Source organism: Streptomyces sp. NPDC093097, assembly GCF_044754325.1.
Taxonomy (GTDB): Bacteria; Actinomycetota; Actinomycetes; order Streptomycetales; family Streptomycetaceae; genus Streptomyces.
This window is the reverse complement of sequence record NZ_JBIVOW010000005.1, coordinates 336,205-360,599: the sequence shown is the minus strand read 5'-3', so window position 1 is coordinate 360,599 and position 24,395 is coordinate 336,205. Positions and strand designations below refer to the sequence as shown.

Sequence of the window (24,395 nt, the reverse complement as noted above, 5' to 3'; positions counted from 1 at the left end):
GACGGGGCGGTGTGCGGGGTGAGAGGGCGGCGTCGAGCCGGGGGAGGGGGGCGCGGGTGGTCACTCGCGTTCGAGGAGGAAGTAGAAGTACCGGCCGTCGTCGAGGACGTCCTTGCCGTTCATGACTCCCAGGAGCGTGCTGTCGTCGATCTGCTTGAAGTGGTCGACGATGGGCTGGCCGTCGTAGACCATCGAGGCGGTGGACTCGCCGCGGAACTCGGCCATCCACAGGCTGGCCTCGCCCTTGCCCGCCTCGATGTTGGAGAACAGCGTGCCGTCGGCGTCCCGGCAGATCAGCGGCTGTACGTCGGTGGTGGAGTGGAAGCGCTTGCCGTGCCAGTTCGCGGCGGCCAGCAGGCCCTCTCCATAGTGGCCGGTGACGAACGCGCTGCCGCGCCAGTCACCGAGGATCTCCTCGGGCCGCACCGGCGGGAGCGCGGCCCACAGGACGTCCAGTTCGTCGGTGGACACCTTTCCGCCGGCCGTGCGGATCTCGGTGATGCGTTCGCGGGCCTGTTCGGTGTTCATGGGTCCCCTTCCTGCGTCGGCGTTCGCTGGCCGAGGTTACTGAAGTCGCTGGTGTGTCGCGTGGATCGAATCCCGTCCGGCTGCCCATCTGCGTCAATCTGCGTCGATTCCATGGTCGTGCCATGGCCGGGCGGGCAGCGGAAGCCGGGCGAAAGAGGGGGCCCGGAGAAGTTCGCGGGCCTCGATGGCCATGCGTAGTAAGGCAGTTGGGGCCGATGGCCTTCTCATCCACGGTCGCCGAGCCCGCCTGGGCGTCCCCGGGATCCCTCCGGGGGCGCCGCACTGTGGCCGGAAAGACGCCCTGTGGTCCCCTGCGCCGTAGCGGACGGCCGCCCGCCGACGGGACCATGGGACAAGCCGGGCAGGAAACGCGCCAGAACGAGCCAGGCATGAAGCGACGCGCCAGGGCGGCACGCCCGGCCGCGGCAGGACGCATGCTGAGCCGGTAGGCCCGACCAGTGAGCGAGGCAGCCAGACCATGACGCCCCCGCGCCGTCCCAACCGTACCCTCGCGGCACTCCTGGCCGAGGCCGACTGGACCGCGGCCGATCTCTCGCGCGCCGTCAACACCCTTGGCGCGGGCCGGGGTTTGCGCCTGCGCTACGACCGCGCCTCGGTGGCCCGCTGGCTGAACGGGGCGCGCCCCCGGCCCCCGGTCGGGGAGCTGATCGGCCAGGCACTGAGCCGCCGTCTCGGCCGCCGGCTGACGCCCCAGGACACCGGCTTCACCGACCCGGTCACCACCGCGGGCATCCTGGCGTCCGACTGGCGCGTCGGCGACCCCGTCCAGCGGCTGTCCGCCCTCTGCCACGCCGAGACCGACCCGGTACGCCGCGCGGACCTCGCCCGCACCGTCCTCTCCGCCCCGCCGCCCGTGATCACCGGCTGGCAGAGCCGGCCGCCGGCCCTTCCCCCGGCCGACCCCCGCGCCCCCCAGGCGTCCGCCGCGGACCCGGCACGGCTGGAGGGGGTGGCCGTACGCAGTGCGCTGCTGGGGGAGCGGTTCGGTGGCGCGCACGCCCGCCCGGCGCTCGCGGGGTACCTCGCCGCCGAGGTGGTGCCGCTGCTGACCGCCCCGGCGCATCCGGTGGTCCGGCGCGCCCTCCTCACCGGTGCCGCCCATCTGGCCCTCCTGCTGGCCGGCCGCACCAGCGAAATCGGACACCCCGCCCTCGCCCAGTACTACTACGACATCGCCCTCGAACTCGCCCACGCGGCCGGCGACCGCGGCTCCCATGCGATCGTCCTCCGGTGCCTGAGCATCCAGGCGCACCAGCTCGGTGACCATCACCAGGCGATCGCGTTGGGCGAGGCGGCCACCGAGATCGCCGGTTCCGCGGTGCCCAGTGCCGTCCGTGCCTTCCTGCACGCGGGCCGGGCCGTCGTCCACGCCGGTGCCGGCCAGGCCCGCGCCGCGACCGCGGACCTGCTCACCGCCGAGCGGCATCTGGCCCGGGCCACCGGCCCCGAGGGCCCCTTCACCAGCTACCCGGAGACCGCACTGCGCTACCAGCGCGCCGAGGTGCTGTCATGCCTGGGCCACCACAAGGCGGCCCTGGCCGAGCTGGAGCACTCCCTTGCCTGCCGGCCCGCCGACCACCACAAGGCCCGCACCCTGCTGCACGCCCAACTCGCCCACACCCTGCTGGCACTGCACGAGGTCGACGCGGCCGTGGACCATTCCTTCCACGCCCTGCGTCATCACCGGCAGCTCGCCGCCGGGTCCGTGCACGGCACCCTGCCCCGCCTGGCCCACCGGCTCATGCCCTATCAGCGCCACCCCCGCGTCGCGGCGTTCCGGGAGCGGCTGCGCGCCATGCCCCGGTGAGGTCGGTCCGGGCCCCTGCCGGGCGTCCTCCCACGCGTCCTCCGTACGCACTGCGGGTAATCCGCCGGGCAGCACCATCGCCATGTCCAAAGGATCAATCACAAAGACATAAGGGGGAGTGGACACCCCAGGTCGAATCCCGGCGCGCCCGCCACGGACGCACGCTTCACCCGGAAGCACCCGGAAGCACCCGGAAGCACCCGGAAGCACCCGGTCCTCCGGACGCCGGCGGGTGCCGCACCGATCGGCGCGGCACTCGCCGACGCATCCCCGCGGCCGCACGGAAGGCCTGAGGCGGGGGCCGGAGCCGGGTGCCCTCATCTACCGGGGTGTGGCGCGGGCCGGAGCGTCAGTGCCGCGCGGCCGCGCGAAGCGTGGCGAACACGCCGCGCAGCTGCTCCGCGTCGTCATCGGCCGACCGCCAGGCAGCGGTTACCGTTCCCAGGCACCCCTGGGGGAGGTCCGCGTCCTCGCCGGCCTCGCCGTGGGCCGACGATTCGAGAACCCGCCGCACCTGGATGCCGACGACGCCTTCCGCGCTGTCCGTGCGGCCGGTTGCCTGCCCCTCCGTCGCCGTTTCCACGGTGATGTCGGTGCCGTGCGGCCCGCTGACCGCCGTCGCCGCCCGGAACACCGTCGACGCGTCGAGTCCCGCGGTGTCGCTGAGCCGGTGGACCACGGATTCGTCGCGGGTGTCGCTGCGGTCCGGTTCCTGCGGCTCGGCGCGGCCCTGGAAGAGGGCGAGCAACTCGGCCACGAGCACGGGGTCGTGCGTGCCGTCGTAGACCCAGCGCCGGCCCAGCACCCCGTGCTCCATGGTGCCGACCAGAGCCGCCTCGGCGCCGTCGAGCGGTGCCCCGCGGTAGGTGAGCGGGGTGAGATACGTACAGGGAAGGTCGCCGGACCGGTCGGTGACCACGACGAACTCGATTCCCACCTCGCCTTGCGGATCGTCGAGCCGGAAGCCGCCCCGCCGGGACAGCAGCGGCGTGCGGTCGGCGCCGGCGTACCAGGGCTGGGTGGGAAGCCAGTCGGTGAGAAGTTCTAGTTTGTTGGGCTTCAGGGTGGTTTCGTGAATGACAGCCATATCGCGTCAACGCCCTTGCCCGTCAACCTCTTCCCTGGTCGGGCGTATTCCGGCCGCCTTGTCCGGTGATCTATCTCTCCGGTTTGATGCGGACTTTCTGTGATAGACAGTCAGGTTGCGTCATGTCGGTCCGGTGTGTGAGCTGTCAGGCGACGGCGAAGCGCAACTCCGGACGTTCCCAGGCGACCTTCGGCGACGTCGGGGCGACCGTGCCCACGCGGTGGGCGCCCATGCGCCGGTAGAACGCCTCGGCCGGCGGGTGGGAGACGACTCGGACCTCGGTCAGGTCCGCCGCCCTGGCCTGGTCGATCATGTGCCTGATTAGCAGCCGGCCGACGCCCGTCCCCTGTGCCTGGTCGGCGACGAACGCCAGGTCCAGCTCCGGCGGGTCGAGGACGAGCGAGTAGAAGCCCAGCACGTGTTCACCCCGTCCGCCCTGCCCGTCTCCGTCTGGGGCGGTGGCGACGAAGACGCGGTGCCGGTCGATGTAGTCGGCGGTGACCCGGTAGTCCGCAATCATTGAGAAGTAGGCCCCGCGATAGGCGCTGGAGGCGTGCATCAATGCGGTGAGGGGCTCCGCGTCCGCTGCGGCGGCGCGCCTGATCGTCGTGGTCTGCATGGGTCGCAGTATAGGAGCGCAGACGCTGTTCAGTCATTACATGTCCAGGTGTGATGCGTTCCGGTTGCCTGCCTCGCCAACGTCACCCGGCTCGCCCGACGGGTCTGGCCTCCCCGAACCGTCCGACCCGCCGGGGCCGTCCGGGCAGCCCCGCACCAGCTCCTGGCAGCACCGCACGAACTTCCGGACGACGGGGTCGGTGTCGTCCGCCGGTGCCCAGGCGACCCCCATCTGACTGGCGCTGACGCCGGTGACCGGGCGGTAGACGACACCGGGACGGGAGTAGAAGCGGGACGCGGACCGGGGGGCCAGGGCGATGCCGTAGCCGTTGGCGATCGCGCTCAGCCAGTCGTCCGGCTGGTCGGTGACGGCGCCGATCCGGACCGGGTGCCCCTCGCGCTCGTCGGTGGCCAGCCAGTAGTCGCGCCACCGGCCCGTCTCCGGCGGAGCGGCCACGAACGGCTCGTCCCACAACTCCCGGAACGCGATGACCTCGCGGGTGGCCAGGGGGTGCGCGGCGGCGAGCGCCACGCAGCGCGGTTCGGTGAAGAGGGGCGCGATGTGCAGGGTGTCCTGACCGGGGAAGGGCAGCCGCACCAGTGCGACATCGACCTCCGAATCGGCCAGTCCGGCAGCCGGGTTGGACCAGGCGGCCTGCCGCATCTCGGCCCGCCAGCCCGGTCGGCGCCGGGCGAACTCCGCAACGATGCGCGGCGTCGCCTCGTTGGCCGCACTGGCCACGAAACCGACCCGCAGCACCCGCTGCGCGCGGCTCGCCGTGCTCTTCGTCTCCCGCAAAGTCCGGTCCCAGTCGGCAAGCAGTCCAGGCACCCGCTCGGCCAGGGCGCGCCCCGCCTCCGTCAGCGCCATACCGGTCCGGGACCGGATGAACAGGGCCACCCCGAGCTGCGCCTCCAACTGCCTGATCTGCTTGGTCAGCGCCGGCTGGGACACGAACAGACGCTGTGCGGCGTGGGTCAGGCTTCCCTCCTCCGCCACCGCGACGAAGTAGCGCAAGAGTCGGGTGTCGACATCCATGCCGCCAGGTTATAGCCGCAGGTATTGGACGTCTGGCGGCGGCGCGGCGAGGCTTTTTCGCAGAGGGAAGCGAAGCGAGAGGCGTGGGAAAAGATGGAACTGACCTACATGATCATCACCGGACTGGCGATCGTGGCGAACGCGGCGATCGCCGTCGCGGACTTCGGCAGGGCCCCGTTCGTCCTCGCCAACTCCGCCGCAGTGGGCGTCCCACGGTCCTGGCTCCCCTGGCTCGGGGCGCTCAAGGGCGCCGGAGCGGTCGGACTCCTGCTGGGACTGCTGGGCGCCCATGCCCTCGGTGTCGCCGCAGCCGTGGGTCTCGTCCTGTTCTTCGTCGGCGCCGTCGCCGCACACATCCGCCGGGGCGTCTACCACAACCTGGCCTTTCCGGCCGGTTACTTGGGGCTGGCCGCGGCCTCGCTCGTGCTCGCCTTCGAGCGGTAGCGGCCGTCCCGGCGTGCGCCGACGGGCGTTCTACCGAAGGCCGAGTCGGACGCGTCACCGAACGGGACCAGAGGTGCCCGGAGGGGCGGCCTACCGCCGCCCGACTCCCGCCCTCACCCTTCCGACAACTGACTGTTCTCCTCCGCCCCGTTGAGGAGCGCGGCCAGGATCGGTTCGGGGTGGGTCCACAGCAGGGAGCCGCCCGCGCCGGGCACAAGGTGGCGACGGGCGCCGGGAATCCGGCCGGCGAGCAGGGCGCCGTGGTCGGGGGAGTGGCTGCTGTCGTGTTCGCCGTACCAGAGGTCCACCGGCACGGTGAGCCGCCCGAGCGCGAACGGCCAGCGGCTCATGGCCAGTACGGTGTCGCGGGCGTACCCGGCCGCCGCTCCCTGGGCGAAGCCCTCGTCCAGCGCCCGGCGGTACGCGGCCGCGAACGCCGGATCCTCGTAGACGGCCACGTCGCACTGCGGACTGTGCCGCCGTACCAGGGCCCATATCGCGTCCGCGGTGAAACCGGCGAAGAACTCCTCGGCGCCGGCCGGGTCGGCCGCGGTACGGGCGGCCAGTTCCCGCACCTCCGCCGGCAGCGCGGCGGCGAACGCGATCCCCGCTGGCCCGTACGCCTCCGGATCGGCGGACACCGCCACCTCGTCCGCCCCCGAGACGAGAGGGGGTCCCAGTAGGAACGGAACGGGAAACCGGTGTTGCTGTCAAACCTTTTGACAGCTGATCGCCTCGCAGTCGTTCCCCCAGATCACGCCTCGGTCTGGTGGGCCGCGTGATCACGATGGTGCCGCCGATGGAGATCCGCCGGGTGCGGGTTACCGTGCAGCAGCTCGGCAGGGGCGCGTGCAGCGCGGGGCGCGGGACTTCAGCGGCGGGATTGGGCAGTTGGGTCAGCTGAGTCCGCGCACCAGGGTGAGGACACCGGCCTCGGGACTGGTGAGGTCGCATGTTGATGTGTCGCGTATTCGTTGCCATGTCGCGGATGAGATCACCGTGAGTGAGGCGGGGCAACGCTGAATCAGCTGGTGCGGTTGGCGGGCGATCTCGCTTCGCGGGCGTCGATGAGTTCGTCCAGGTGTGCCTCTGCCCAGGCACGTGCCGCGTCCAGCAGGTCAAGGAGACTCCGGCCGAGCGAGGTCAGTTCGTACTCGACGTGCCGGGCAGGTCCCGCATGGACCGTTCGGACGATGAAGCCGTCACGCTCCAGCGCCCGGAGTGACTGTGTGAGCACCTTGGGCGTGATGCTCCGCAGTGGGACCCGTAGTTCAGAGAACCGTCGGGGGCCGCCCGCAAGGCACTGGATGATCATTCCTGCCCATTTGTCCCCCACACGGATCGGCACCAGGTCAGAGGGGCAGAGCGGGTCAAACATTTCCGGGTCCAGGGGCTTGGTCACAGAGGCATCGTAGTGCGGTATCCAGGAGGTAACCATGAGTGCGTCTACCTTGCTCAGGCACGTCGAAAGGCAGAGCTTCTTGAGAGACGAGGCGGGTAGTCCATGAGCAAGATCATTGTTTTCGGGGCAGGCGGGCGCGCCGGGCGGGCAGTTGTTGGCGAGGCCCTCCACCGGGGGCACCACGTCACTGCTGTCGTCCGGAACCCAGCCAAGTACCAGGACCTTGAAGGCGCGGGAGTCCGCATCCTGACCGGTGATGTCACCAACACCGACGCTGTTGCCGATCTCGCGGCCGGGCATGACGCCGCGATCATGGCCGCCTACGATGCTGGCGCCCAGCCCGATGTCTTCTTCACAGCCGCTGCCCACGCTCTCGTCGATGGGCTGGCGCGAGCGGGTGTGGGACGGTTGGTTGCCGTCGGCCTGGCGGCAACACTTGAGACCGGCGACGGGATGCCTTTGATGGACACCCCGGGCTTTCCGCAGGAATACCGGCCCTTCTGCCTCGCTCATGCGGCCGGGACAGCTGTGCTGCGTGCCTCGGTGACCGCTCTGGACTGGCTGATCGTCAGCCCAGCCGGTGACTTTGATAACGCCGGGGCGGGCTCCGGCCAGTACTCCATGGCCGGCGTCAATATGGCCAGCCGCATCTCCCACAGTGACTTCGCGCTCGCCCTGCTCGACGAGATCGACGCCCCTCGTCACCACCGCATGCACGTCGGCGTCGAAGGGGCATGACAGAAGCAGACAGGCGGCTCCAGAGGTCGCCGAGCGAGTAGGGCTGAGTCACTTTGAGCGGTCACTGGGGGCGTATCGGCTCCAGGTTCCGCCGGCTTCCACGACGAGGATGGCCTGATCTGCACCACACGGATGCGGACCGGCGTCGACCCCATTCCCGTCGAGCGGTACCGCCAGACCGGCCACGCCTGGGCCTACGAGCAGTAGGAGCACGACGACGAGTCCGCGCCGCACCCGGCCGTCTCTGAGCACCTGACAGCGGCCGGTCCGGTCCGGGGCTGACCGAAGGTCAGCCCCGGCGGTGCGCCGCCGGGTCCTGGGCGGCGACATGCCGGGCGACCGCGTCCACGCCGGGACGGGCGTACCGCTCGAGTGAGCGGACGGAGGCGTGCCGGGAGCGGGCCAGCAGCATCGGGGTGCTGGTGCCGTTCTCCGCATCGTGGGTCAGGGCGGAGTGGCGCCACCGGTGCAGCGTCCAGCCCTGCAGCTCCTCCCACTGCTCGGGCCGGGCGAGGGGGTTGGCCAGCAGTCGGGTGGTCTCCTCGAAGATCTCCTCCGCACGCCGGTAGGACAGCCGGGCCCGCCCGGTGACCGGGCAGATGTCGTTGGTCGGCGTGCCAGCCGGTGCCCGGCGCTCGGTGAGGAACAGCGGGCCCTGAGTGCGGCCGGCGATCAGGCGGGGCAGCAGCTGGGCGGTGGCGGACTGCCAGTGGATCCACTCGGTGGCGCCGCCCTTGGCGGTGACCTTGCCGCGCTTGTCGGCGGTGGACAGGTCCTCGATGTTGAGGCAGAGCGTCTCCTCCGCCCGGGCCGCAGACTCGTACAGCAGCCGCCACAGCGTCTTCTCGCGCAGGCCCACGTCGTCCAGGCGCCAGACGGCGGCGACCTGGGCGAGGGAGAGCGCCTTGGTCTTGTCCGGCGGGGCCGGGCGCCGCTCGATGCCGAAGGTCGGATCCGTGGTGATCCAGCCCTGCCGGCGCCACCAGCCGATCGCCTTGCGGATCACCGACAGTTCGCGGTTGACGGTGTCGGCGTCCAGCTCGTCCGCCCGTGCGGCGGCGAGCTCGGCCAGCAGCTCGGGCAGGGCCTCGTCGTCCAGCGCGGCGAGCGCGAGCGCCGGCGGCTTCGCCCCGCGCCGGGCCGACCCGGTCGGCGTCGCCTCGCCGGCGAGCGTCCAGCACCAGTTGGTCAGCGAGATCCGGTAGACCCGTGCCGAGCCCCTCGAGATGCCCGCGGCTGTCAGGTACCGGTCCATCGCGGCGGCGTACGAGCCGGGACCGGCGGACAGGGGCACGACGCGGGCGCGCGGAAGCCGAAGCGCGCCCCCACCATCCGGCGCGGCCACCTGTTCGATCGCCACCCTCGCCCACCCTTCCGGCGCTGTCGCGGTAAATGCGTACACCTCGCCCCCGGCAGCGGTGATCATGCTCAGTCGAACATGCGAGGCCATCGCGGGGGTGCAATCCGGGGCCCGGAGGCCCTGTCGCGGTAAATCCGTAAATTACCGCGACAGGGCCTGACGGCTCGTTAGGCCGTAGCCGTCCAGGACCGGAAAGCTCGCTACCGCTAACCGCCGCCCCGTTTCCACCGCCGGGATCGGCGCCGTCGGTCGGCCTGTCAGATCGGCTGACGATCCGGGCGGGAACGGGAGATTGCCGAACAAATGGCCGGGCCCGTTGGGAGCATCGCGCGCGAGTCACCCCGACGATCAAGGAGCGAGCGGTGCCCACCAACTTCCTGACCGAGGATCAGCGCAAGCGCTACGGCCGGTTCACCGAGATCCCTGACGAGGGCCAGCTCGCCGGCTCGTTCCTCCTCGACCAGACGGCGCGGCGCCGGGCGATGGCCGCCAAGGGTCCGCGCAACCGGCTCGGTTGGGCGATCCAGCTCGGGACACTGCGCTACCTGGGTACGTTCCTGGACAACCCGGAAGACGTGCCCGACGTCGTCGTGGACTACGTCGCCGACCAGTTGGGCCTTTCGGTCACCGCCTTCGCCGGCTACGGCACGGCCGCGCACCGCTGGGATCACCAGGAGCAGATCCGCGAGGCGTACGGCTACACGAAGTTCGGCTTCGACCAGTGGTTCTCCCTGGCCCGCTGGATGTACCAGCGCGCGTGGATCGGCTCCGAGCGCCCGACCCTGCTCTTCGACCTGGCCACCAAGCGCCTACTGGACCACCAGGTGCTGCTGCCCGGGGCGACCACGCTGGAGCGGCTGGTCTCGGGCACGCGCGAGCGCGCCGAGAAGCGCCTGTGGGCGACCCTGGCCGCGGCTCCGAGCGCCGAACAGGCCGAGCGGCTGCAGCAGTTGGTCGTGGTGCCCGGCGACCGGCGGGTCTCCGAGCTCGACCGGCTGCGCAGGTCGCCGCGCGACATCTCGCCGCGCGGAGTACTCAAGGCGCTGGAGCGCTACGACGCGCTGAAGACGTTCGGCGGCCCGGCCTGGGACCTGTCCTCGATACCGCCGGGCCGCATCCAGGCGCTGGTGCGCTTCGCCAAGGCCGCCCGCGCCCAGGCCGTCGCCGAGCTCGGCGGCCACCGGCGCCTGGCCACCCTGGTGGCCTTCGCCGCGGTGATGCCGCAGGTCGCCGCGGACGAGGCGATCGAGGTCTTCGACCTGGTGATGGGCGACGTGATCCGCAGCTCGGCCACCAAGATGACCAAGAAGCGCCTGCGCTCTCTCAAGGACCTGGACGCCGCCGCTCTGCTGCTGCGCAAGGCCTGGCTCGCGGTGTGCGAGAGCGCCGCAGACCCCGAGGGCGACATCCGCGCGATGCTCGACGCGATGGACGTCGCCCCCGTCCACGCGGCCGCCGACACCGTCAAGGAACTTGCCCAGGAGCCCGACGACGGCTTCGAGCAGATACTGGAGGCCCGCTACAACACCATCGCCCGGTTCCTGCCCGAACTCCTCAAGCAGCTGGACTTCCAGGCCGGCCCCGATGGAGAGGACGTCATGAAGGCCGTCGCCTTCGTCAAGACCCTCAAAGGCCGGCGCAAGCCCATCAAGGGCTGGGAGACCCCGATCAAGTTCCTCTCCCCGCCTGGTTGCGCAGGGTCTTCCCGCCCAAGCCGGCCCCGGTGGGCATCGCCGAGAAGCGCGCCTACGTCGTCGCCACCACCGGGGCCCTGCGCGCCAGCCTTCACCGCCACGAGATCTACGTCCCGGGCCTGCGCAAGTGGGGCGACCCCAACGCCCGGCTCTTGAGCGACGACGCGTGGAAGGCCGCCCGGCCCCGGGTCTGCGAGGAACTCGACCTCAATGTCGACCCCAGTACGGCGCTGGCCGGCTGGGTCGAGCGCCTGGACCGCTCGCACCGCGAGCTGGTCGACGGCCTGGCGGCCAACCCAGCGGTGCGGATCGAGCAGCACGACGGCCGCGACCGCATCATCCTCACTGGCCTGGACCGCTTGGAGGTCCCCGCTTCCCTGGACGAGCTGAACCGGCAGATCGACGCGCGGCTGCCCGCCGTCGACCTGCCCGAGATGGTGCTGGAGGTCAACTCCTGGGTGCCCTACCTGACCGACTTCACCCACGTCTCCGAAGCCGAGTCCCGGATGGACGACCTGGAGCTGTCCATGGCCGGGGTGCTCACCGCGGAGGCCACCAACGTCGGCATGGAGCCGATCGTCCACGACGGCGTCGAAGCCCTCAGCCGCGACCGGCTGTTCTGGATTGAGCAGAACTACCTGCGCTCCCAGACCCTCAGCCGGGCCAACGTCCGCCTGGTCGCCTTCCACACCCTGCTGCCGTTGGTCCAGGCGTGGGGCGGCGGCGAGCTGGCCTCCGCCGACGGTCTGCGGTTCATCACCCCGATCCGCACCCTCAACTCCGGGCCCAATCCGAAGTACTTCGGCACCCGCCGGCAGGGGGCCGCGTTCTACAACTTCCTATCGGACCAGTTCAGCGGCCTGCACGGCATCCTGATCCCCGGCACCCAGCGCGACTCGTTCTACATCCTCGACGGCCTGCTGGAGCAGGAGACCGCCCTGCGGCCCGTCGAGATCACCTCGGACACGCACGGCGCCTCAGAGATGATCTTCGGCCTCTTCCGCCTCCTGGGCTACCAGTTCTCCCCGCGCCTGGCCGACGCCGGCAGCGCGACCCTGTACCGGGTCAACCCTGAGGCCGACTACGGACCCCTCAACCCGCTGACCCGCGACCGGATCAACCTCCGGCAGATCACCAGCAACTGGGACGACGTCCTTCGCGTCGCCGGCTCCCTGCACTCCGGCACCATCAAGGCGTCCGAGGTCCTGCGCGTGCTCGCCCCCGGCGGCAAGCCCACCCCCACGGGCAAGGCCATCATGGAGATCGGCCGCCTGGACCGCAGCGCCTACCTGTCCACCTACTTCGCCGACGAGCTGCTGCGACGCCGAGTGAACACCCAGCTCAACCGGCAGGAGTCCCGCCACAACCTCGCCCGCAAGATCTTCCACGGGCAGAAGGGCGAACTACGGCAGTCCTACCGCGAGGGGCAGGAAGATCAACTCGGGGCACTGGGGCTGATGCTTAACATCGTCGTCCTGTGGAACACGGTCTACTTCCAGAAGATCATCGAGGAGATGCGCGCCGAGGGCCTGCACGTCAGCGACGCCGACATCGCCCGCCTCTCCCCGCTGAAGTTCGCCCACATCAACTTCCACGGCCGCTACAGCTTCGCGCTGCCCGCCGAAGTCATCGGCGGCGAACTCCGCGCCACCCGCAAGCCCGCCGACGCCGCCCCCGTGCCGTTCTAGGCCGGCCCCTCCGGCTCACCCGACGCCCGGGCGAGCCGGTAGCGGACCTTCTCGTGCGACAGGCCCACCTGGCCACCGATCTGCCGCAGCCCCCAGCCCTCCGCCTTCGCCGCGGCCATCCCGCCGTCCAGGGCGGCATCCGTTACCTCGCCCAGCGCCTGCCGCAGCTGGACGACCAGCCGCAGCCGGATCGCCGGAGCCAGATCTTCGAGGCCGGCGCAGAACCGCGCCACGTCCGCCTTCAGGAAACCGATCGTCGGGTCATCGCTCACCCACGCACCTTGGCGGACCAGATCACCGGCCGTCAAAAAGTTTGACAGCAACACCGGTTTCCCGTTCCGTTCCTACCGGGACCCCGAGAGCCACCGCGCTGACCACACCCGCCTCCGCGCACGCCAGCGCGAACGGCGCGCCCTGCGAATTGCCGATCACCGGCGGGCGCCCCAGGCCGCGCTGTGCCGCGAAGTACCGGATGTCCGCGGCGAAGTCGGCGAACGTCCGCCCGGGGTGCGGGGTCGAGGCACCCAGTCCGGGGCGGTCCACGGAGACCAGCCGCAGATGCCGGGCCGCCAGCGCGTCCCGACCGCATCCGAGCCGGCGGCTGGTCGCCGCCCCCGGACAGAACAGCACCGCAGCGCCGTCCTCGGGGCCCCACTCGGACCATCCCAGCAACCGCCCGTCGGGCAGCCGGGTTTCACCGAGTCGGACAGGTACGGCGACATATGTGCTCATGATCCGCATCATCTCTACGGGCGGCGGCGGCCGCACCTGAATTCTTCCGGGCCGCGCGTGCCCCATGGCCAGGCGCCGCACTCGGCCTCGACGCCCGGGGCCGTCCCGTTCCGGACGCGTCCACCGCAGCGGGGCCGGCCCAGGCATGTCGGGCCGGCCCCGGGGCGTCGGGCGCGGTGGTGGTGCGGTGGGTCTCAGCCGACCGCGTTCATGAAGTCCAGCATCCGGCGGTTGACCTCGTCCGCGTGGTCGATCTGCGGGCCGTGGCCGGTCTGCGCGATGATCTCGGCCCGGGCGCCCGGTATCAGGTGCGGGACGCGCTCGGCCTGCCGCTTCGGGTGCACGAGCAGGCTCCGCTTGCCGAGCACCAGGTAGAGCGGGGTGCGGATGGTGGACAGTTCGTCGTCGGACAGGGGGAGCGGGGACGGGCGGCGGATGCGGTACGCGCGCACGCTCAGACGGACCAGGTCGCGCAGCTCCGGCACGATGAGGACCGGCTGTTCCAACCAGGCCGCCAGGCGCGGACGCAGCGCCTTGGGCGCGAACATCGCGAAGAAGCTGATGAAGATCCAGGTGAAGAAGCGCAGGCCCACCTTCTCCAGCCCGCCGGGGTCGAGCAGGGTGGCCGAGGCGAGGCGGCCCGGCCTGCGGTGCACCATGTTGAGGGTGAGCCAGCCGCCGTAGGAGGAGCCGACCAGGTGCACCCGGTCGAGGCCGAGTTCGGCGAGCGCCTCGTCCAACCACTGGGCGGCGCACTCGGGTTGGTGGATGGGGGCGCGCTGGACGCTGCGGCCGGGATCGCCTGGGGTGTCGAGCGCGTAGACCGGGCGATCGGCGCTGAGGGCCGCGGTGTTCGGGTACCACATGGCGGCGCAGGAGCCCGCCCCGTGCACGAGGACGATCGGGGTACGGGATGCGGCGGCCGGGTCCGTGGGGCCGTAGCGGTAGACGTGCGTGGTGCCGAAGGAGGTCTCCACGTCGGTTTCCGCGACGGCGGGAGCCCCCAGGGCGTAGAGCGCGTCGCAGGCCGCGAAGTAGCGGTCGCGCAGGTTGTCGTTCACATAGCGGCCGACATCGGCCTGGGTGCGGGTCATGGTCTTGGACACGGCCACCTCCACGGGGTCGTCTTCGTGATACGAACGTACCATGATGTTGGTACGGCGGTATCATCAAAAAACGGTGCGGTGGGCCCGCCACCGTTCACGACCCTCCGACCCCTACTCCAACCCCTGAACGTGCCTCTGACGAGGGAGACGCGGCTGATGCCGAAGCGTGTGGACCATGCCGAACGCCGTACCGAGATCGCCGAGGCGCTGCTGAGAGTGGCGGGGCGGCGTGGGCTGCACGCCGTCGGGATGCGGGACGTGGCCGCGGAGGCCGGCGTCTCACTGCGGCTGGTGCAGTACTACTTCGAGACCAAGGAGAAGCTGCTGCTCTACGGTTTGCAGCGGCTGACGGAGCGGTTCGGGGAACGGGTCGCCGCCCAGGTCGGGGCCGCGGGGGACAGCCCCGGGCCGCGCGCCACCATCGAGGCGCTGCTGATGGCGTCCCTGCCGACCGACGAGGAGAGCCGCACCTTCCACCTCGTCTACACCTCCTACGCGGTGCTGTCCGTGACCGACCAGGCGCTCGCCGCCCAGCCGTTCATCCGGAACCCCGACGCCGCCGAGGACGCCCTGACCGAACTCCTGCGGCAGGCCCGGGAATCGGACCTCGCCCACCCCGGCATCGACGTGCGCCTGGAGGCCGTCAGCCTGCTCGCCCTGTCCGCGGGCCTCGGCACCAGCGTCCTCGTCGGCCAGCGCACCGCCCGCTCCGCAGCCGAGGTCCTGGACGGGCATCTGGACCGGATCTTCCGGGCCGGCGGCGGGCGACCGCTGGCGGAGCGGACGCAGGGGTGACGGCCGTGCCCGGTGGACGTGCCGCATCGGCGGGACGGACGGTCAGTTGAGGGTGAGTGTCTGGCCGGGGAGGATCCGGTCGGGGTTGACGCCGATGGTGCGGGTGTTGGTGCGGTAGAGGCTGGTCCAGGTGGTGCCGTGGGTGTCGGCGATGGTGCTGAGGGTGTCGCCGGAGTGGACGGTGTAGCGGTCGGGGTGCGCGGGGTCGGGGGCCGGGTCCGGGGCGGGCTGCTGCGGGCAGGGGTGGTCGGCGGTGGCCGAGGGGCGTACCGGCAGGGGGGTCAGGGGTGTGCAGACCGGGGTGGCCGCCCCGATGAGCTGGACCATGCCCACACCGCCGGTGGGGGGCAGGAGCCTGGACCAGTTGTTGGCCAGCCATACGTTGCCGGAGGGGTCGATCTGTACCGCGGTCAGGTGCTGGATCGCCTTGTGGCGGAAGCCGGGGGTGGGGGACAGGACGGTGCCGGTGGTGGTGCCGGGCGGGCAGGCAGCGGTGTTCGTCCCGCACAGCAGCGACACCGAGGAGTTGCCGAAGCCCGCGACCCATACCCGGTCGGAGCCGTCGACGGCGATCGACCAGGGGAAGACGGTCCGGGGCAGTCGGTGGACGCCCGCGACGGTGCCGTCGGGCCGCAGTTCGGTGACGGTGCTGTTGAAGAAGCTGGGGACCCAGGCATTGCCGTGGGAATCCAGGGCGAGTCCCAACGGGCCTTGGAACGAGGGGCTGTTGATGGTGGCCTGGGTCTTGAAGTCCGGGCCGATGACGGTGACGCTGCCGCCGACCTTGCCGAGCGTCCCCGCTCTGCGGGAGTCCAGAATCTGACCGAAGTCCATGTGGCTGTTGGTGATCCAGGCCCGGCCGCGGCCGTCGATCTGGAGGGAGAAGGGGTGGTTGAGGCCGCTGCCGGTGAGGGTGAACGCCTTGGCGGGGTCCCCGTGCGGGTAGACGACGACGCTGCCCCGGCCCGGTTTGCCCTTCAGGCCGAAGGAGTTGGCGATCCACAGGTTGCCGCGCTGGTCGACGGCGATTCCCTGCGGGCGGACGAATCCGCCGTTCTTCCACCCTGCGGCGGGCGAGAGCGGGGTGCCGGTGGCCGAGAACTTCGTCATGGCGTTGCCGCCGTAGCTGGGCGCCCACACCGAACCGCCGTGGTCGATGGCGATGCCCCAGGCTCCGCCGTGCATACCGCCGCCGCGGAGGGGGCTGCCCAGGGTCGGGCGGCCGGTCGGGTCCAGGACGCTGACGTAGGGACTGGAGTTGCGGGTGCCCGGCAGCCAGTTGTTTGTCGCCCAGGCGTTGCCGCGGGCGTCGAAGGCGATGCGGCCGGGGCTGTACAGGCCGGTGTCGGTGTAGCGCAGGGCCAGGAGCCAGGCTTCGGGCGGCGCGGTGAGCGCGGGGGTGTGGACGCCGGCGGCGCGGGCCAGGGCGTACAGGCCGGTGGTGGACAGGGTCGGGTGGTGGGCCAGCGCCAGCAGGGCCTGCACCGTGTCTGCGGGGGCGGCGCCGCCGCGGGGTGTGGCCAGGCGCAGCAGCCGCTCGCAGCGCGGGCCGGCCGTCGTGCACACGGAGACGAGGTCGGCCAGGGTGCCGAGCGTGGCCAGGGTCTCGTGGCGGGCGCCGTTGGCGGCTCCGGTGACCGTCTGGCCGGCTTTCCCGGTCGCCGGGTCGGCGAGGTCGAAGGAGGTCGCCGCGGCGTTCTCCAGCCCCGGAGCGGGCCCGGCCACCTGGCGTCCGCTGTCGAACTGGGCCAGCGCGTAGGTGGCCGCCACGGTGGTCAGTTCGTCGACCGTCACCCGGTCCAGGGCCCGCGGTCGGACGGCGCCGCCGGACCCGACCCCCACGACCGCGCGCAGCCGCAGCCGCCGCCCGGACGTGGCCTCCACGTACAGCACCCCGCCGGCGGGTACGGCATACCGGATGCGGAAGGTCCCGTTCGCGTCGGTCCGGGCCTGGCCCAGTTGCCTGCCGCCCTCGCGCGTGCCCGCCCACAACCGCACCCGCACCCCGCGCAGCGGCTCTCCCACACCGGTCACCACACCGTGCACCGCGCCGCGCGACGGCGCGGCCGGCAGGGCACCCGAGGGGGTGGCGGCCAGCGACAGCGTGACCGCCGCCGACGCCGAGGCGAGGGTGGCGCAGGCCGCCGGCACCCGCCCGGCCCACCACCGCCGACGCCGGGAGGTGCTCGATGCGTCGTTGGGTATGCCGGAGCTGGTCATGGCGTCACGGGCCTTTCGGGGAAGTGGGCACGGCCGTCAGCGCAGGACAGCGCGGGAGTTGCGCACACCGGATCCACGCTCCACCACACCAACGCGCCCGGACCCGCGCAACGAGTGGTGCGCCGTCCGGGCGGACGCCGGCCCCGAACGGGCCGGCTCAATCCGTGGATCGCTCCCGCTCCCGGCCCGTACCGCTGTCGACCTCCGGCGCACGGAGGGTGAACCAACCGATCCGGATACCGAACAGCCAGATCACCCCCAGATACAGGCCCGTGCCCACCTGGCGGATCTCATCGCGCACACCACGGGCGATCAGGGACGTGCGCGAGTAGTCGATGACGACGCACTCCCGCTCGTCCAGCAGGCTCGGGCCCGGACCCACCCGGGCCAGTACCGCCAGCGCGTCCCACGGCCCCAGTCGGTTGCTCAGATAGCCGCCGCCGTCAGGGCTGAACACCTTGCCCCGCCAGACAGCCAGCCGCACCAGCACCGCGATCGGCGTCGCCAGTCCGGTGCCGGCGCCCAGGATCGCGGTGCCTTCCATCGGCCCACCGGGCACCTCACCGGCCGGACTGGAACGGAACACCTCCTCCAGTCGGCCGTTGCCGGCCGCCAGCAGATCACTCTCGGTAAGAGCCACAGCATGCCTCCAGCAGTCGTCACCGGCCCACGCCGCCGCGCCCCGGCCCACCGCGTCTCGACGGGCCCCCACGCCGGACGGCCGGCAGCACGGCAGAGCCTGAGCCTGCGCAGGCGGATCAGCTTCACCATGAACGCCCCCGACCCGCACCACCACCCCGGTACCGCCGAACAGCGCCCCGACCTGCGCCGACGGGGCCGTTGCCCGCGTGCTCGACGGAGGAGCCAGAACCCCTGTGCCTGGCACCTCGGCGAGCGAGCCCGAACCCGCAGCCCAGTAGGGAGATCACGCATGCGGAGCCTGTGCGCGGCCCCCGTCGAGGGCATGCGCCCCGGGGAGGGCGAACGTGCCGGGCAGCCGTGCGACGAACCGTGGGTCAGCCCACCACAGTGCGCACGTGAGCCGGGGCCGGCCCGCCGCAGTCGGCAGCGGACCGGCCCGGGTGCGTTCCCTCAGCATGCTTCGACCCGGCCGGCTCGCGCTCGGATACCGGAACGGCGGTGGAGGCCGGATTCCTCGTTCGAAGTGGTCGCCGCTGACAGTGAGTTGGCTGACGGCGGCCGTGAAGCGGCAGTGGTAGAGGCGGTGTTGCTGGGCGGATGGTGGTTCAGGCGGATGCCGGGCGGGTGGACGTGAAGTGGGCCGAGGCCTCTCGTGTCCACAGCAGGGCGACGGCCACCAGCCCGGCCGCGCACGGCACGACGCCGGCGAGCGTCATCACGAGGGGGTGCGGCTGGCTGAAGTTGTACACGGCCAGCGCGGTGCCCAGCACGACGGCCGCGAGCCCGGCCCCGCGCACCCAGCGCCGTCCGCGGCGGGTCGCCCACGCCATCGCCGTGAACAGGGCGATGCCCAGCACGGCGAGGGTGAACAGGTAGGTGAGGATGCTGGATTCGGCCATCCCGATCTGGTCGGCGCTGCGCTGCGGGTAGGCCTGTCGGAGCTGTTGGGCGAGGCCGCCTCCCGCGGCCTGGTCGATGACGATCGCGCCCGCACCGGCCGCCGCGAGGGCGGCGGCTGTGCGCAGGGCGAGCGTGGCTCTGCGGACGGATGCGGCGAGTTGCTGCGATGACATGGGTCCCCCCTGGAACGGAAGCAACGAGACAACGAAGAAACTTGAGATATCGTGTATCAATCAATAGGGAGGATAGAAGGCCAGATGACGAACGAGCAACCCCCGACCGGGATCACCCGACGTCGCCGCCGCCTGTCGGACGCCGAGACCGCGCAACGCATGCTGGACGCCGCCATGGCGATGGTCGGGCGCAGCGGCCTGACCGTGAGCCTGGACCATCTCAGCTTCGAGGACGTCATCCGCGAGGCCGGCGTGGCGCGCGCCGCGGTCTACCGCCGCTGGCCGTACAAGGACCTGTTCTTCAGCGATCTGCTCAGGCAACTCGCCCACAGCGCGCCCGCGGCGGCCGGTGCCGACGGTCAACTCGGCGAGGAGGCGGTCCGCAGGCTGGCCCATGAGCGGATCGACCAGTTCGCCACCGCCCAAGGGCGCCACGACCTGTGCGTCGAGCTGCTGCGCCAGGGCGCCTTGCGGGACTTCGAGGCCATGCACGCCTCGTCGCGGTGGCGCACTTACATCGCCCTGCACGCCACCTTCCTCAGCCTCGCCGACAGCGAACTCCAACGCGAGGTCCAGACCGGACTCGCCGCCGCCGAACGCGCCCTGAACGACCAGATCGCCCGCTCCTACCAGCGCCTGGCCGCCCTGCTGGGCCTGCGCCTGCGCCCTGGACTCCACGCCACCTTCGAGGAGTTGGCCACCCAGCTGAGCGCCACCATGCGCGGCTTCGTCCTCACCGCACCCGCCCGTCCGGACCTCACCGAGAAGCAGCTCAGGCCGGGCGCCTTCGGGACGGCCGGCGAGGCGGAATGGTCCCAGCCGGCTCTCGGTGTCACCGCGACGGTGCTGTCCTTCCTCGAACCCGACCCCGCGGTGGAATGGAACGAGGCGCGCCTGGCGCAGGTGCGGCACGCGCTGGGGGAATGACCGCACGCGGGAGGTGGTGCCGTGCTGCCCGCTTCGGCCAGGCACGGGGGTGTGCGGGCACCTTCTCGCGACGTAGCTGTTACATGACGGACATGGGTTGGCCAAAGGCGATCCATAACTTATGTGCCGCGACGCCCGCTTGGCCTCACGGCGCAGCCCGTTCGAGGAAGCGGCGTACCGCGCATGTCCTTGCCGAGTTCGGCATCACCGGTCAGTCATGGAGTCACACATGTCAGCCTTACTTTCCTGCCGCCGTACGACCCTGCGTGCCATGGCGGTCTGTGCCGCGGTCACGGCGACCGTCCTCGGTCCGGCAGCCGGCGCGTTCGCCGCCGGGCCCGGGCAACTCCCCGGTTCCGCGCGGGCCGTCGGGTCGACGCCCGCCGACGCCGCCCGGTGCACGGTCGCCCAGCCCACCGACACCTTCCTCGCGCTGCCCAAGGGCTGCACCGTTCGCCGGGGGATGTCCGACGGCGGCACGTACGTCCGTACGGTGAAGCTGGCGGACGGTGTCTCCGTCGCCAAGATCTACCGGATGGGCCCCGGCCACTTCCGGGCGGAGGGCTTCGCCTACGGCTCCTCGTTCGGCTCCATCGAGGCCACCCAGGCCGAGCCCTACGTCGCCGGCAACCTCAACGGTTTGATCACCGCCCTCTCCTCGCAGGGCGAACTGGTCTCCTGGATCGCGCAGGCCGGCCCGAGCGGCCCGCACGTCGAGACGCTCGCCGACGGGAAGACCGTCGCACGGGTGACCCGACTCGGCGACCAGCACTACCGGGCGGTCCTCGTCGACGCCGGCGGACGCACCGTCGCCACGATGGAGGTCGACGGCGACGCGACGTTCCGCTCGGCCGTCAAGGTCGGCTCTGTCTGGGCCGTGTTGGAGACCGACGGCAGCGTGACCTCGCACGTCCAGGGCTGACCGGACGTCTGCCCGGCCGGCCTCGGCGGATGCGTGGGTCTCCGGCGGCGCGGCCTGGAAACCCCCGACTCCGCTGTGCTCCGAGGCCGGTGGCAGTCAGCCTCTCGTCACCTCCGTCAGGAGGGGCGCGCCCTACGCCTTCCCCACCGCACCGGACCGGACCGCTCTCGGCTCTCGGGGTGCGGTGGGGAAGGGTGAACGGCGCTCAGGATGCGGCTACTTGGGGCGGCCTGGCCTGGTGCCACATGGGCGCTCGACCCCCTGCCGGGAGCGTTGGGCTCTGAGCTGTCTCCCGGCCGGGGATGTCGCTCCGGCGACTGCTACCAGGGCACGGTCTGGTCCTGGTAGTTGAGGTACTTCAGGCCCGGTTCGCCGCTGTGGCGGTCGATCGTGTCCACCACGCCCGGGATGGACTGGCCGATGGTCAACGGCGCGTCGGGGCCGCCGAGTTCGGTGCGGACATGGCCGGGGCACATGAGCAGCAGCGTGTGTGCGGCATCGGCGTACCGGACGGCGTAGCTGCGCATCAGCTGGTTCAGGGCGGACTTGCTGGCGCGGTAGACGTCCTGACCGCCCTTGGTGTTCAGGGTGAGACTGCCCTGGCGCGAGGACATGACGCCGATGGTCCCGGTCGGTGTGACCAGCGAGCGGAAGGACTCGACCACGCGCATCGGGCTGAGCGCGTTGGTGACCATGACCTCGACGAACATCTCCGTCGGGACCTCGCCGACGGGGATGTCGCCCCGCGCGATGCCGGCGTTGACGAACAGCAGGTCCAGAGGGCGCTCCGCCAGGCGTTCGCGCAGTGCGGCGATCTGCTCGGGTTCCGTCATGTCCAGCGACTCGACGGTGACGCGACCCTCGGACGCCTCGGCCAGGTCGTGCAGGCCGGTGCGCCGGTCGCCGCGGACCGTCCCGATGACGTGCCAACCCCGCCGCGCGTACTCGGTGGCCAGGGCGAGCCCGAGGGCCCGGGAGGCGCCGACGATGAGGGCAGTCCTGGCGCTCATGACCGCACCGCCGGCTTGAGGACCTGCTCGCACCACTCGCGGAAGGTCGTCGGGCTCGCGGTCTGCGGGGTGCGCGGCACTCCGTCGTCGAGGCCGTCCTCCTTGGCGCGCATCATGTCGAGGTAGCCCTGCACGAGCGCCTCGCCCGTGCCGCGTCCGGTGAGTGCGGTGCGGAAGTCGTCCAGCGTCTGGCGTTCGTAGCGGATCGGGCGGCCGAGCACGTCGGACATGATCTGCGCCAGGTCGTTCGGCGACAGGTCCTCGGGGCCCAGTACCGGGACCTCGCCCGTTCCCGTCCACGAGCGGTCGAGCAGGAGGCCGGCGGCGGCCGCGGCGATGTCGCCGGTGGCGGCCCTCGGTGCCTTGCGGTCGGCGGCGACGGTCTCGGTGAACACGCCGTGGTCGCGGATCGAGGCCGCCTGCCACAGCAGGTTGTCGAAGAACGTCGGGTTGGCGAGCGCCCGGTAGGCCACGCCGGTGCCGGCGATGAGGTGGTCCATGGCCAGTGAGGCCGTCACGTGCCCGGCGCGGCCGGCGACGGGGGTGCCCTGGCCGAGCGCCGAGACGCCGACGACGTGTCCGACCCCGTGGGTCGTGAACGCCTTCGCGGCGGCGCGGGTGAAGCCGGAGTACATGGCGTCCAGGCTCGGTGCCTGGGTGTTGGAGGGGACCAGCCAGAAGACGGCGTCCGCGCCGGCGAAGGCCCGGTCGACGACCTCGGCGTCGCCGTGCGAGCCGGTGACGACGTCCACGCGGGCGCGGACCGCGTCGGGGAGCTTCCCGGGGTCGCGCACGATGACGCGCAGCTCCTCGCCGCGCGCGGGGGTCTCGGCGAGGAGGATCTCCAGGAGCCGGCCGCCGATCTGGCCGGTGGGGGCGGTGATGACGATCATGCTTCGAGTCTCGGGGCGGCCATCCGCGGCGTCCAATACCCTTCCCGGCAATTGATACCTTCGGGGCATGGATCTCGATCTGCGCAAGCTTCGCTACTTCGTCGCAGTGGCCGAGCACCGGCACTTCGGTCGGGCGGCGGAGCAGCTCTACATCGCCCAACCGGTACTCAGCCGCCAAATCCGTTCCTTGGAGCGGGAGTTGGGGTCCACGCTGCTCGTACGCACCACCCGCAGCGTGGAGCTGACCCCCGCCGGCAAGCAGCTCTACGAGGAGGCGCAGCAGATCCTCCCCTCGATCGCCGCGGCGGTCCGACGCGTCCACGACGCCGATCAGGGCCTGCAACGGCTCGCGGTCGCCTTCTCCCCGGGACTGCATGTGGCGGACGCGATCCGGGCGTTCACCTCGCGCCACGCGGACGTCGAGATCGACGTCGTCCCGGCGCGCTGGTGGGAACAGGACCGGCCGCTCCGCGACGGCCGCGCCCAAGTCGGCTACCTGCGGCGGCCGTTCGACGAGACGGGCCTGCGCATCATTCCCATCGGCCGGGAAACCCGGGTCGCCTGCATGCCCGCGGCGCATCCGCTGGCGAGCCGTCAGGAGCTCACCTCCGTCGACCTCGACGGTGAGCCGATGCTCGACACCCCCAAGCGTCGGACGCTCACGCTGGAGGAGAAGTTCGAGCTCATCGCCTCCGGACGCAACATCGCGCTCATCCCGCTGGGTGTCGCACGGTCCTACTCCCGCCCCGACCTGGTGTACCTCCCCGTCAGCGACGCCCCGGAGGTGGAGACGTGCCTGGCTGTGGCCGCCGACCGGCGCGAGAGGCTGCTGCGAGACTTCCTGGACATCGCCACCGCGACCCTGCGGCCCGCCTGAGCGGTCGGCGTGCAGGGCCGCGGTCGGCGGTGGCGGCAGCTGCCGCAGTCGGCCAGTCGGCCAGTCGGCCAGTCGGCCAGTCGGTCAGTCGGCCGGTCGGTCCGTTGCCGCCGGGGATTCCCGGGCGGCTGCGGTGCTCAGCCGGCCCCCTCGTCGCGCTTCCAGTCCCCGCGCGCCGCCTCGGCCGGGCCGGCGGCCGGCTCCGCGAAGGCGGGCCCTGTGGCGAGGGGTTCCGTGTGGGTGAGGCCTCCGTGGGCGCACAGTCCGTAGATGGCCAGGACGTCCAGCGCGATGATCAGCACGGACCACACCGGGTAGGCGGGGAGGAAGAACATGTGGGCGAAGGCGTTCAGGACCAGGACCACGACGCCGAACCACCGGGCCGCTTCCGACCGCGTGGCGAGCACGCCGACGGCGGCTATGGCCTGGAGGATCGCCAGGGCCAGTATCAGCCAGCCGAAGGCGCGCAGATCCCCCAGTATCAGGGTGTAATTGCCCGTGAACACACGGGAGTTGATGATCGCGGCGATGCCGTCGAGGCCGTTGAAGAGCGCCAGCATGGCCAGCATGACGCCGGCGAAGGTCACCAGGCCGTGGCCTTTCGACCTGGTCGGCCGTGCGGCCGTCGCCTGTGCGCGGTAGCCGGGATGGGGCGTGCCGGACGGCTGGCCTGTCGCTGATGCCATGGGAACCTCCCTGGGTAACGCGTGCGGTGTGCCGGTCCCGGATGTGCCCAGCCGGCCACCCCGCCGCCCACGTCTCTCGCGTGGGC

The 24,395-nt window shown here is 71.6% G+C and carries 23 protein-coding genes and 2 pseudogenes; 9 read left to right on the top strand and 16 right to left on the bottom strand.

Annotated elements, in window-relative coordinates; all coding sequences use genetic code 11:
* Positions 1 to 60: 60 nt before the first annotated feature.
* Entirely contained in the window at positions 61 to 528 is a 468-nt protein-coding gene (locus tag ACIQE0_RS11790) for a DUF4334 domain-containing protein (RefSeq protein WP_402330932.1), read from the bottom strand.
* Positions 529 to 1,006: 478 nt separating this feature from the next.
* On the opposite strand from ACIQE0_RS11790, the gene ACIQE0_RS11785 reads away from it, so the two are divergent.
* Positions 1,007 to 2,356 carry a hypothetical protein gene (locus ACIQE0_RS11785; RefSeq protein WP_366335984.1) on the top strand — a complete coding sequence of 450 codons (1,350 nt, stop codon included), beginning with the start codon at positions 1,007 to 1,009 and terminating at the stop codon, positions 2,354 to 2,356.
* Positions 2,357 to 2,705: 349 nt separating this feature from the next.
* On the opposite strand, the gene ACIQE0_RS11780 is transcribed toward ACIQE0_RS11785, so the two are convergent.
* The 3 genes from ACIQE0_RS11780 to ACIQE0_RS11770 form a co-directional block, all read right to left on the bottom strand.
* Positions 2,706 to 3,443 (bottom strand): maltokinase N-terminal cap-like domain-containing protein, encoded by a 738-nt coding sequence (locus tag ACIQE0_RS11780; protein WP_366335986.1) that lies wholly within the window; start codon positions 3,441 to 3,443, stop codon positions 2,706 to 2,708.
* A gap of 145 nt (positions 3,444 to 3,588) precedes the next feature.
* A complete protein-coding gene (locus ACIQE0_RS11775) occupies positions 3,589 to 4,062 on the bottom strand; it encodes a GNAT family N-acetyltransferase (protein WP_402330929.1) in 474 nt (157 codons plus the stop codon).
* 36 nt (positions 4,063 to 4,098) lie between these two features.
* Positions 4,099 to 5,100, bottom strand: coding sequence for a LysR family transcriptional regulator (locus ACIQE0_RS11770; RefSeq protein ID WP_402330927.1), 1,002 nt, complete (start codon positions 5,098 to 5,100; stop codon positions 4,099 to 4,101).
* A 93-nt stretch (positions 5,101 to 5,193) separates the two neighbouring features.
* Between ACIQE0_RS11770 and ACIQE0_RS11765 the strand changes: the two genes are divergently transcribed.
* Positions 5,194 to 5,544 (top strand): DoxX family protein, encoded by a 351-nt coding sequence (locus ACIQE0_RS11765; protein WP_402330925.1) that lies wholly within the window; start codon positions 5,194 to 5,196, stop codon positions 5,542 to 5,544.
* Between the two features lie 113 nt (positions 5,545 to 5,657).
* On the opposite strand, the pseudogene ACIQE0_RS11760 reads toward ACIQE0_RS11765, so the two are convergent.
* Together ACIQE0_RS11760 and ACIQE0_RS11755 are read right to left on the bottom strand one after the other, a co-directional pair.
* Positions 5,658 to 6,212: pseudogene (locus tag ACIQE0_RS11760) on the bottom strand (alpha/beta fold hydrolase); the annotation flags it as partial.
* A 356-nt stretch (positions 6,213 to 6,568) separates the two neighbouring features.
* Positions 6,569 to 6,946: a helix-turn-helix domain-containing protein gene (locus tag ACIQE0_RS11755; protein ID WP_359111131.1), complete on the bottom strand. Its 378-nt coding sequence runs from the start codon at positions 6,944 to 6,946 to the stop codon at positions 6,569 to 6,571.
* A gap of 102 nt (positions 6,947 to 7,048) precedes the next feature.
* Between ACIQE0_RS11755 and ACIQE0_RS11750 the strand changes: the two genes are divergently transcribed.
* The gene (locus ACIQE0_RS11750) at positions 7,049 to 7,684 is read left to right on the top strand and encodes an NAD(P)H-binding protein (RefSeq protein WP_366335994.1); all 636 of its coding nucleotides are present in this window, start codon (positions 7,049 to 7,051) and stop codon (positions 7,682 to 7,684) included.
* Between the two features lie 289 nt (positions 7,685 to 7,973).
* On the opposite strand, the gene ACIQE0_RS11745 is transcribed toward ACIQE0_RS11750, so the two are convergent.
* Positions 7,974 to 9,044 (bottom strand): tyrosine-type recombinase/integrase, encoded by a 1,071-nt coding sequence (locus ACIQE0_RS11745; protein WP_402330923.1) that lies wholly within the window; start codon positions 9,042 to 9,044, stop codon positions 7,974 to 7,976.
* A 362-nt stretch (positions 9,045 to 9,406) separates the two neighbouring features.
* Between ACIQE0_RS11745 and ACIQE0_RS11740 the strand changes: the two are divergent.
* Positions 9,407 to 9,898: pseudogene (locus ACIQE0_RS11740) on the top strand (DUF4158 domain-containing protein); the annotation flags it as partial.
* Between the two features lie 869 nt (positions 9,899 to 10,767).
* The gene (locus ACIQE0_RS11735) at positions 10,768 to 12,426 is read left to right on the top strand and encodes a Tn3 family transposase (RefSeq protein WP_402330921.1); all 1,659 of its coding nucleotides are present in this window, start codon (positions 10,768 to 10,770) and stop codon (positions 12,424 to 12,426) included.
* Here ACIQE0_RS11735 and ACIQE0_RS11730 read toward each other — a convergent pair.
* The 3 genes from ACIQE0_RS11730 to ACIQE0_RS11720 all read right to left on the bottom strand — a co-directional run bounded on the left by ACIQE0_RS11730 (position 12,423) and on the right by ACIQE0_RS11720 (position 14,252).
* Positions 12,423 to 12,698, bottom strand: coding sequence for a hypothetical protein (locus ACIQE0_RS11730; protein ID WP_366336000.1), 276 nt, complete (start codon positions 12,696 to 12,698; stop codon positions 12,423 to 12,425). The genes ACIQE0_RS11735 and ACIQE0_RS11730 overlap by 4 nt on opposite strands.
* Before the next feature lie 22 nt (positions 12,699 to 12,720).
* Positions 12,721 to 13,158: an alpha/beta fold hydrolase gene (locus ACIQE0_RS11725; protein ID WP_402330919.1), complete on the bottom strand. Its 438-nt coding sequence runs from the start codon at positions 13,156 to 13,158 to the stop codon at positions 12,721 to 12,723.
* Positions 13,159 to 13,352: 194 nt separating this feature from the next.
* Positions 13,353 to 14,252 carry an alpha/beta fold hydrolase gene (locus ACIQE0_RS11720; protein ID WP_402331070.1) on the bottom strand — a complete coding sequence of 300 codons (900 nt, stop codon included), beginning with the start codon at positions 14,250 to 14,252 and terminating at the stop codon, positions 13,353 to 13,355.
* Between the two features lie 168 nt (positions 14,253 to 14,420).
* Here ACIQE0_RS11720 and ACIQE0_RS11715 point away from each other — a divergent pair, with 168 nt between their 5' ends.
* Entirely contained in the window at positions 14,421 to 15,059 is a 639-nt protein-coding gene (locus ACIQE0_RS11715; protein WP_402330917.1) for a TetR/AcrR family transcriptional regulator, read from the top strand.
* 42 nt (positions 15,060 to 15,101) lie between these two features.
* On the opposite strand, the gene ACIQE0_RS11710 is transcribed toward ACIQE0_RS11715, so the two are convergent.
* The 3 genes from ACIQE0_RS11710 to ACIQE0_RS11700 form a co-directional block, all read right to left on the bottom strand.
* Positions 15,102 to 17,279: a LysM peptidoglycan-binding domain-containing protein gene (locus tag ACIQE0_RS11710; protein WP_402330915.1), complete on the bottom strand. Its 2,178-nt coding sequence runs from the start codon at positions 17,277 to 17,279 to the stop codon at positions 15,102 to 15,104.
* 157 nt (positions 17,280 to 17,436) lie between these two features.
* On the bottom strand, positions 17,437 to 17,919 hold the full coding sequence (locus tag ACIQE0_RS11705) for a hypothetical protein (RefSeq protein WP_402330913.1): 483 nt from the start codon (positions 17,917 to 17,919) through the stop codon (positions 17,437 to 17,439).
* A gap of 607 nt (positions 17,920 to 18,526) precedes the next feature.
* A complete protein-coding gene (locus tag ACIQE0_RS11700; RefSeq protein WP_402330911.1) occupies positions 18,527 to 18,994 on the bottom strand; it encodes a hypothetical protein in 468 nt (155 codons plus the stop codon).
* An 84-nt stretch (positions 18,995 to 19,078) separates the two neighbouring features.
* Between ACIQE0_RS11700 and ACIQE0_RS11695 the strand changes: the two genes are divergently transcribed.
* Positions 19,079 to 19,921 (top strand): TetR/AcrR family transcriptional regulator, encoded by an 843-nt coding sequence (locus ACIQE0_RS11695; protein WP_402330909.1) that lies wholly within the window; start codon positions 19,079 to 19,081, stop codon positions 19,919 to 19,921.
* A gap of 229 nt (positions 19,922 to 20,150) precedes the next feature.
* Positions 20,151 to 20,843: a hypothetical protein gene (locus ACIQE0_RS11690; protein WP_402330907.1), complete on the top strand. Its 693-nt coding sequence runs from the start codon at positions 20,151 to 20,153 to the stop codon at positions 20,841 to 20,843.
* Positions 20,844 to 21,163: 320 nt separating this feature from the next.
* Here ACIQE0_RS11690 and ACIQE0_RS11685 read toward each other — a convergent pair whose 3' ends face one another.
* Entirely contained in the window at positions 21,164 to 21,853 is a 690-nt protein-coding gene (locus ACIQE0_RS11685) for an SDR family NAD(P)-dependent oxidoreductase (protein WP_402330906.1), read from the bottom strand.
* A complete protein-coding gene (locus ACIQE0_RS11680; RefSeq protein ID WP_402330904.1) occupies positions 21,850 to 22,746 on the bottom strand; it encodes an NAD(P)H-binding protein in 897 nt (298 codons plus the stop codon). Before ACIQE0_RS11680 ends, ACIQE0_RS11685 begins: the two co-directional genes overlap by 4 nt.
* Before the next feature lie 67 nt (positions 22,747 to 22,813).
* On the opposite strand from ACIQE0_RS11680, the gene ACIQE0_RS11675 reads away from it, so the two are divergent.
* A complete protein-coding gene (locus ACIQE0_RS11675; protein ID WP_402330903.1) occupies positions 22,814 to 23,623 on the top strand; it encodes a LysR family transcriptional regulator in 810 nt (269 codons plus the stop codon).
* Positions 23,624 to 23,760: 137 nt separating this feature from the next.
* On the opposite strand, the gene ACIQE0_RS11670 is transcribed toward ACIQE0_RS11675, so the two are convergent.
* Positions 23,761 to 24,309: a hypothetical protein gene (locus ACIQE0_RS11670; RefSeq protein ID WP_402330901.1), complete on the bottom strand. Its 549-nt coding sequence runs from the start codon at positions 24,307 to 24,309 to the stop codon at positions 23,761 to 23,763.
* Positions 24,310 to 24,395 lie beyond the last annotated feature (86 nt).

What these genes read in the sequence shown, in the direction of transcription:
- ACIQE0_RS11750 (WP_366335994.1), top strand. Translation starts at nt 7,049, where the DNA reads ATGAGCAAGATCATTGTTTTCGGGGCAGGCGGGCGCGCCGGGCGGGCA.
- ACIQE0_RS11715 (WP_402330917.1), top strand. Translation starts at nt 14,421, where the DNA reads ATGCCGAAGCGTGTGGACCATGCCGAACGCCGTACCGAGATCGCCGAG.
- ACIQE0_RS11790 (WP_402330932.1), bottom strand. Translation starts at nt 528, where the DNA reads ATGAACACCGAACAGGCCCGCGAACGCATCACCGAGATCCGCACGGCC.
- ACIQE0_RS11675 (WP_402330903.1), top strand. Translation starts at nt 22,814, where the DNA reads ATGGATCTCGATCTGCGCAAGCTTCGCTACTTCGTCGCAGTGGCCGAG.
- ACIQE0_RS11690 (WP_402330907.1), top strand. Translation starts at nt 20,151, where the DNA reads ATGTCAGCCTTACTTTCCTGCCGCCGTACGACCCTGCGTGCCATGGCG.
- ACIQE0_RS11700 (WP_402330911.1), bottom strand. Translation starts at nt 18,994, where the DNA reads ATGTCATCGCAGCAACTCGCCGCATCCGTCCGCAGAGCCACGCTCGCC.
- ACIQE0_RS11710 (WP_402330915.1), bottom strand. Translation starts at nt 17,279, where the DNA reads ATGACCAGCTCCGGCATACCCAACGACGCATCGAGCACCTCCCGGCGT.
- ACIQE0_RS11780 (WP_366335986.1), bottom strand. Translation starts at nt 3,443, where the DNA reads ATGGCTGTCATTCACGAAACCACCCTGAAGCCCAACAAACTAGAACTT.
- ACIQE0_RS11765 (WP_402330925.1), top strand. Translation starts at nt 5,194, where the DNA reads ATGGAACTGACCTACATGATCATCACCGGACTGGCGATCGTGGCGAAC.
- ACIQE0_RS11770 (WP_402330927.1), bottom strand. Translation starts at nt 5,100, where the DNA reads ATGGATGTCGACACCCGACTCTTGCGCTACTTCGTCGCGGTGGCGGAG.
- ACIQE0_RS11695 (WP_402330909.1), top strand. Translation starts at nt 19,079, where the DNA reads ATGACGAACGAGCAACCCCCGACCGGGATCACCCGACGTCGCCGCCGC.
- ACIQE0_RS11685 (WP_402330906.1), bottom strand. Translation starts at nt 21,853, where the DNA reads ATGAGCGCCAGGACTGCCCTCATCGTCGGCGCCTCCCGGGCCCTCGGG.
- ACIQE0_RS11720 (WP_402331070.1), bottom strand. Translation starts at nt 14,252, where the DNA reads ATGACCCGCACCCAGGCCGATGTCGGCCGCTATGTGAACGACAACCTG.
- ACIQE0_RS11785 (WP_366335984.1), top strand. Translation starts at nt 1,007, where the DNA reads ATGACGCCCCCGCGCCGTCCCAACCGTACCCTCGCGGCACTCCTGGCC.
- ACIQE0_RS11680 (WP_402330904.1), bottom strand. Translation starts at nt 22,746, where the DNA reads ATGATCGTCATCACCGCCCCCACCGGCCAGATCGGCGGCCGGCTCCTG.
- ACIQE0_RS11725 (WP_402330919.1), bottom strand. Translation starts at nt 13,158, where the DNA reads ATGAGCACATATGTCGCCGTACCTGTCCGACTCGGTGAAACCCGGCTG.
- ACIQE0_RS11670 (WP_402330901.1), bottom strand. Translation starts at nt 24,309, where the DNA reads ATGGCATCAGCGACAGGCCAGCCGTCCGGCACGCCCCATCCCGGCTAC.
- ACIQE0_RS11775 (WP_402330929.1), bottom strand. Translation starts at nt 4,062, where the DNA reads ATGCAGACCACGACGATCAGGCGCGCCGCCGCAGCGGACGCGGAGCCC.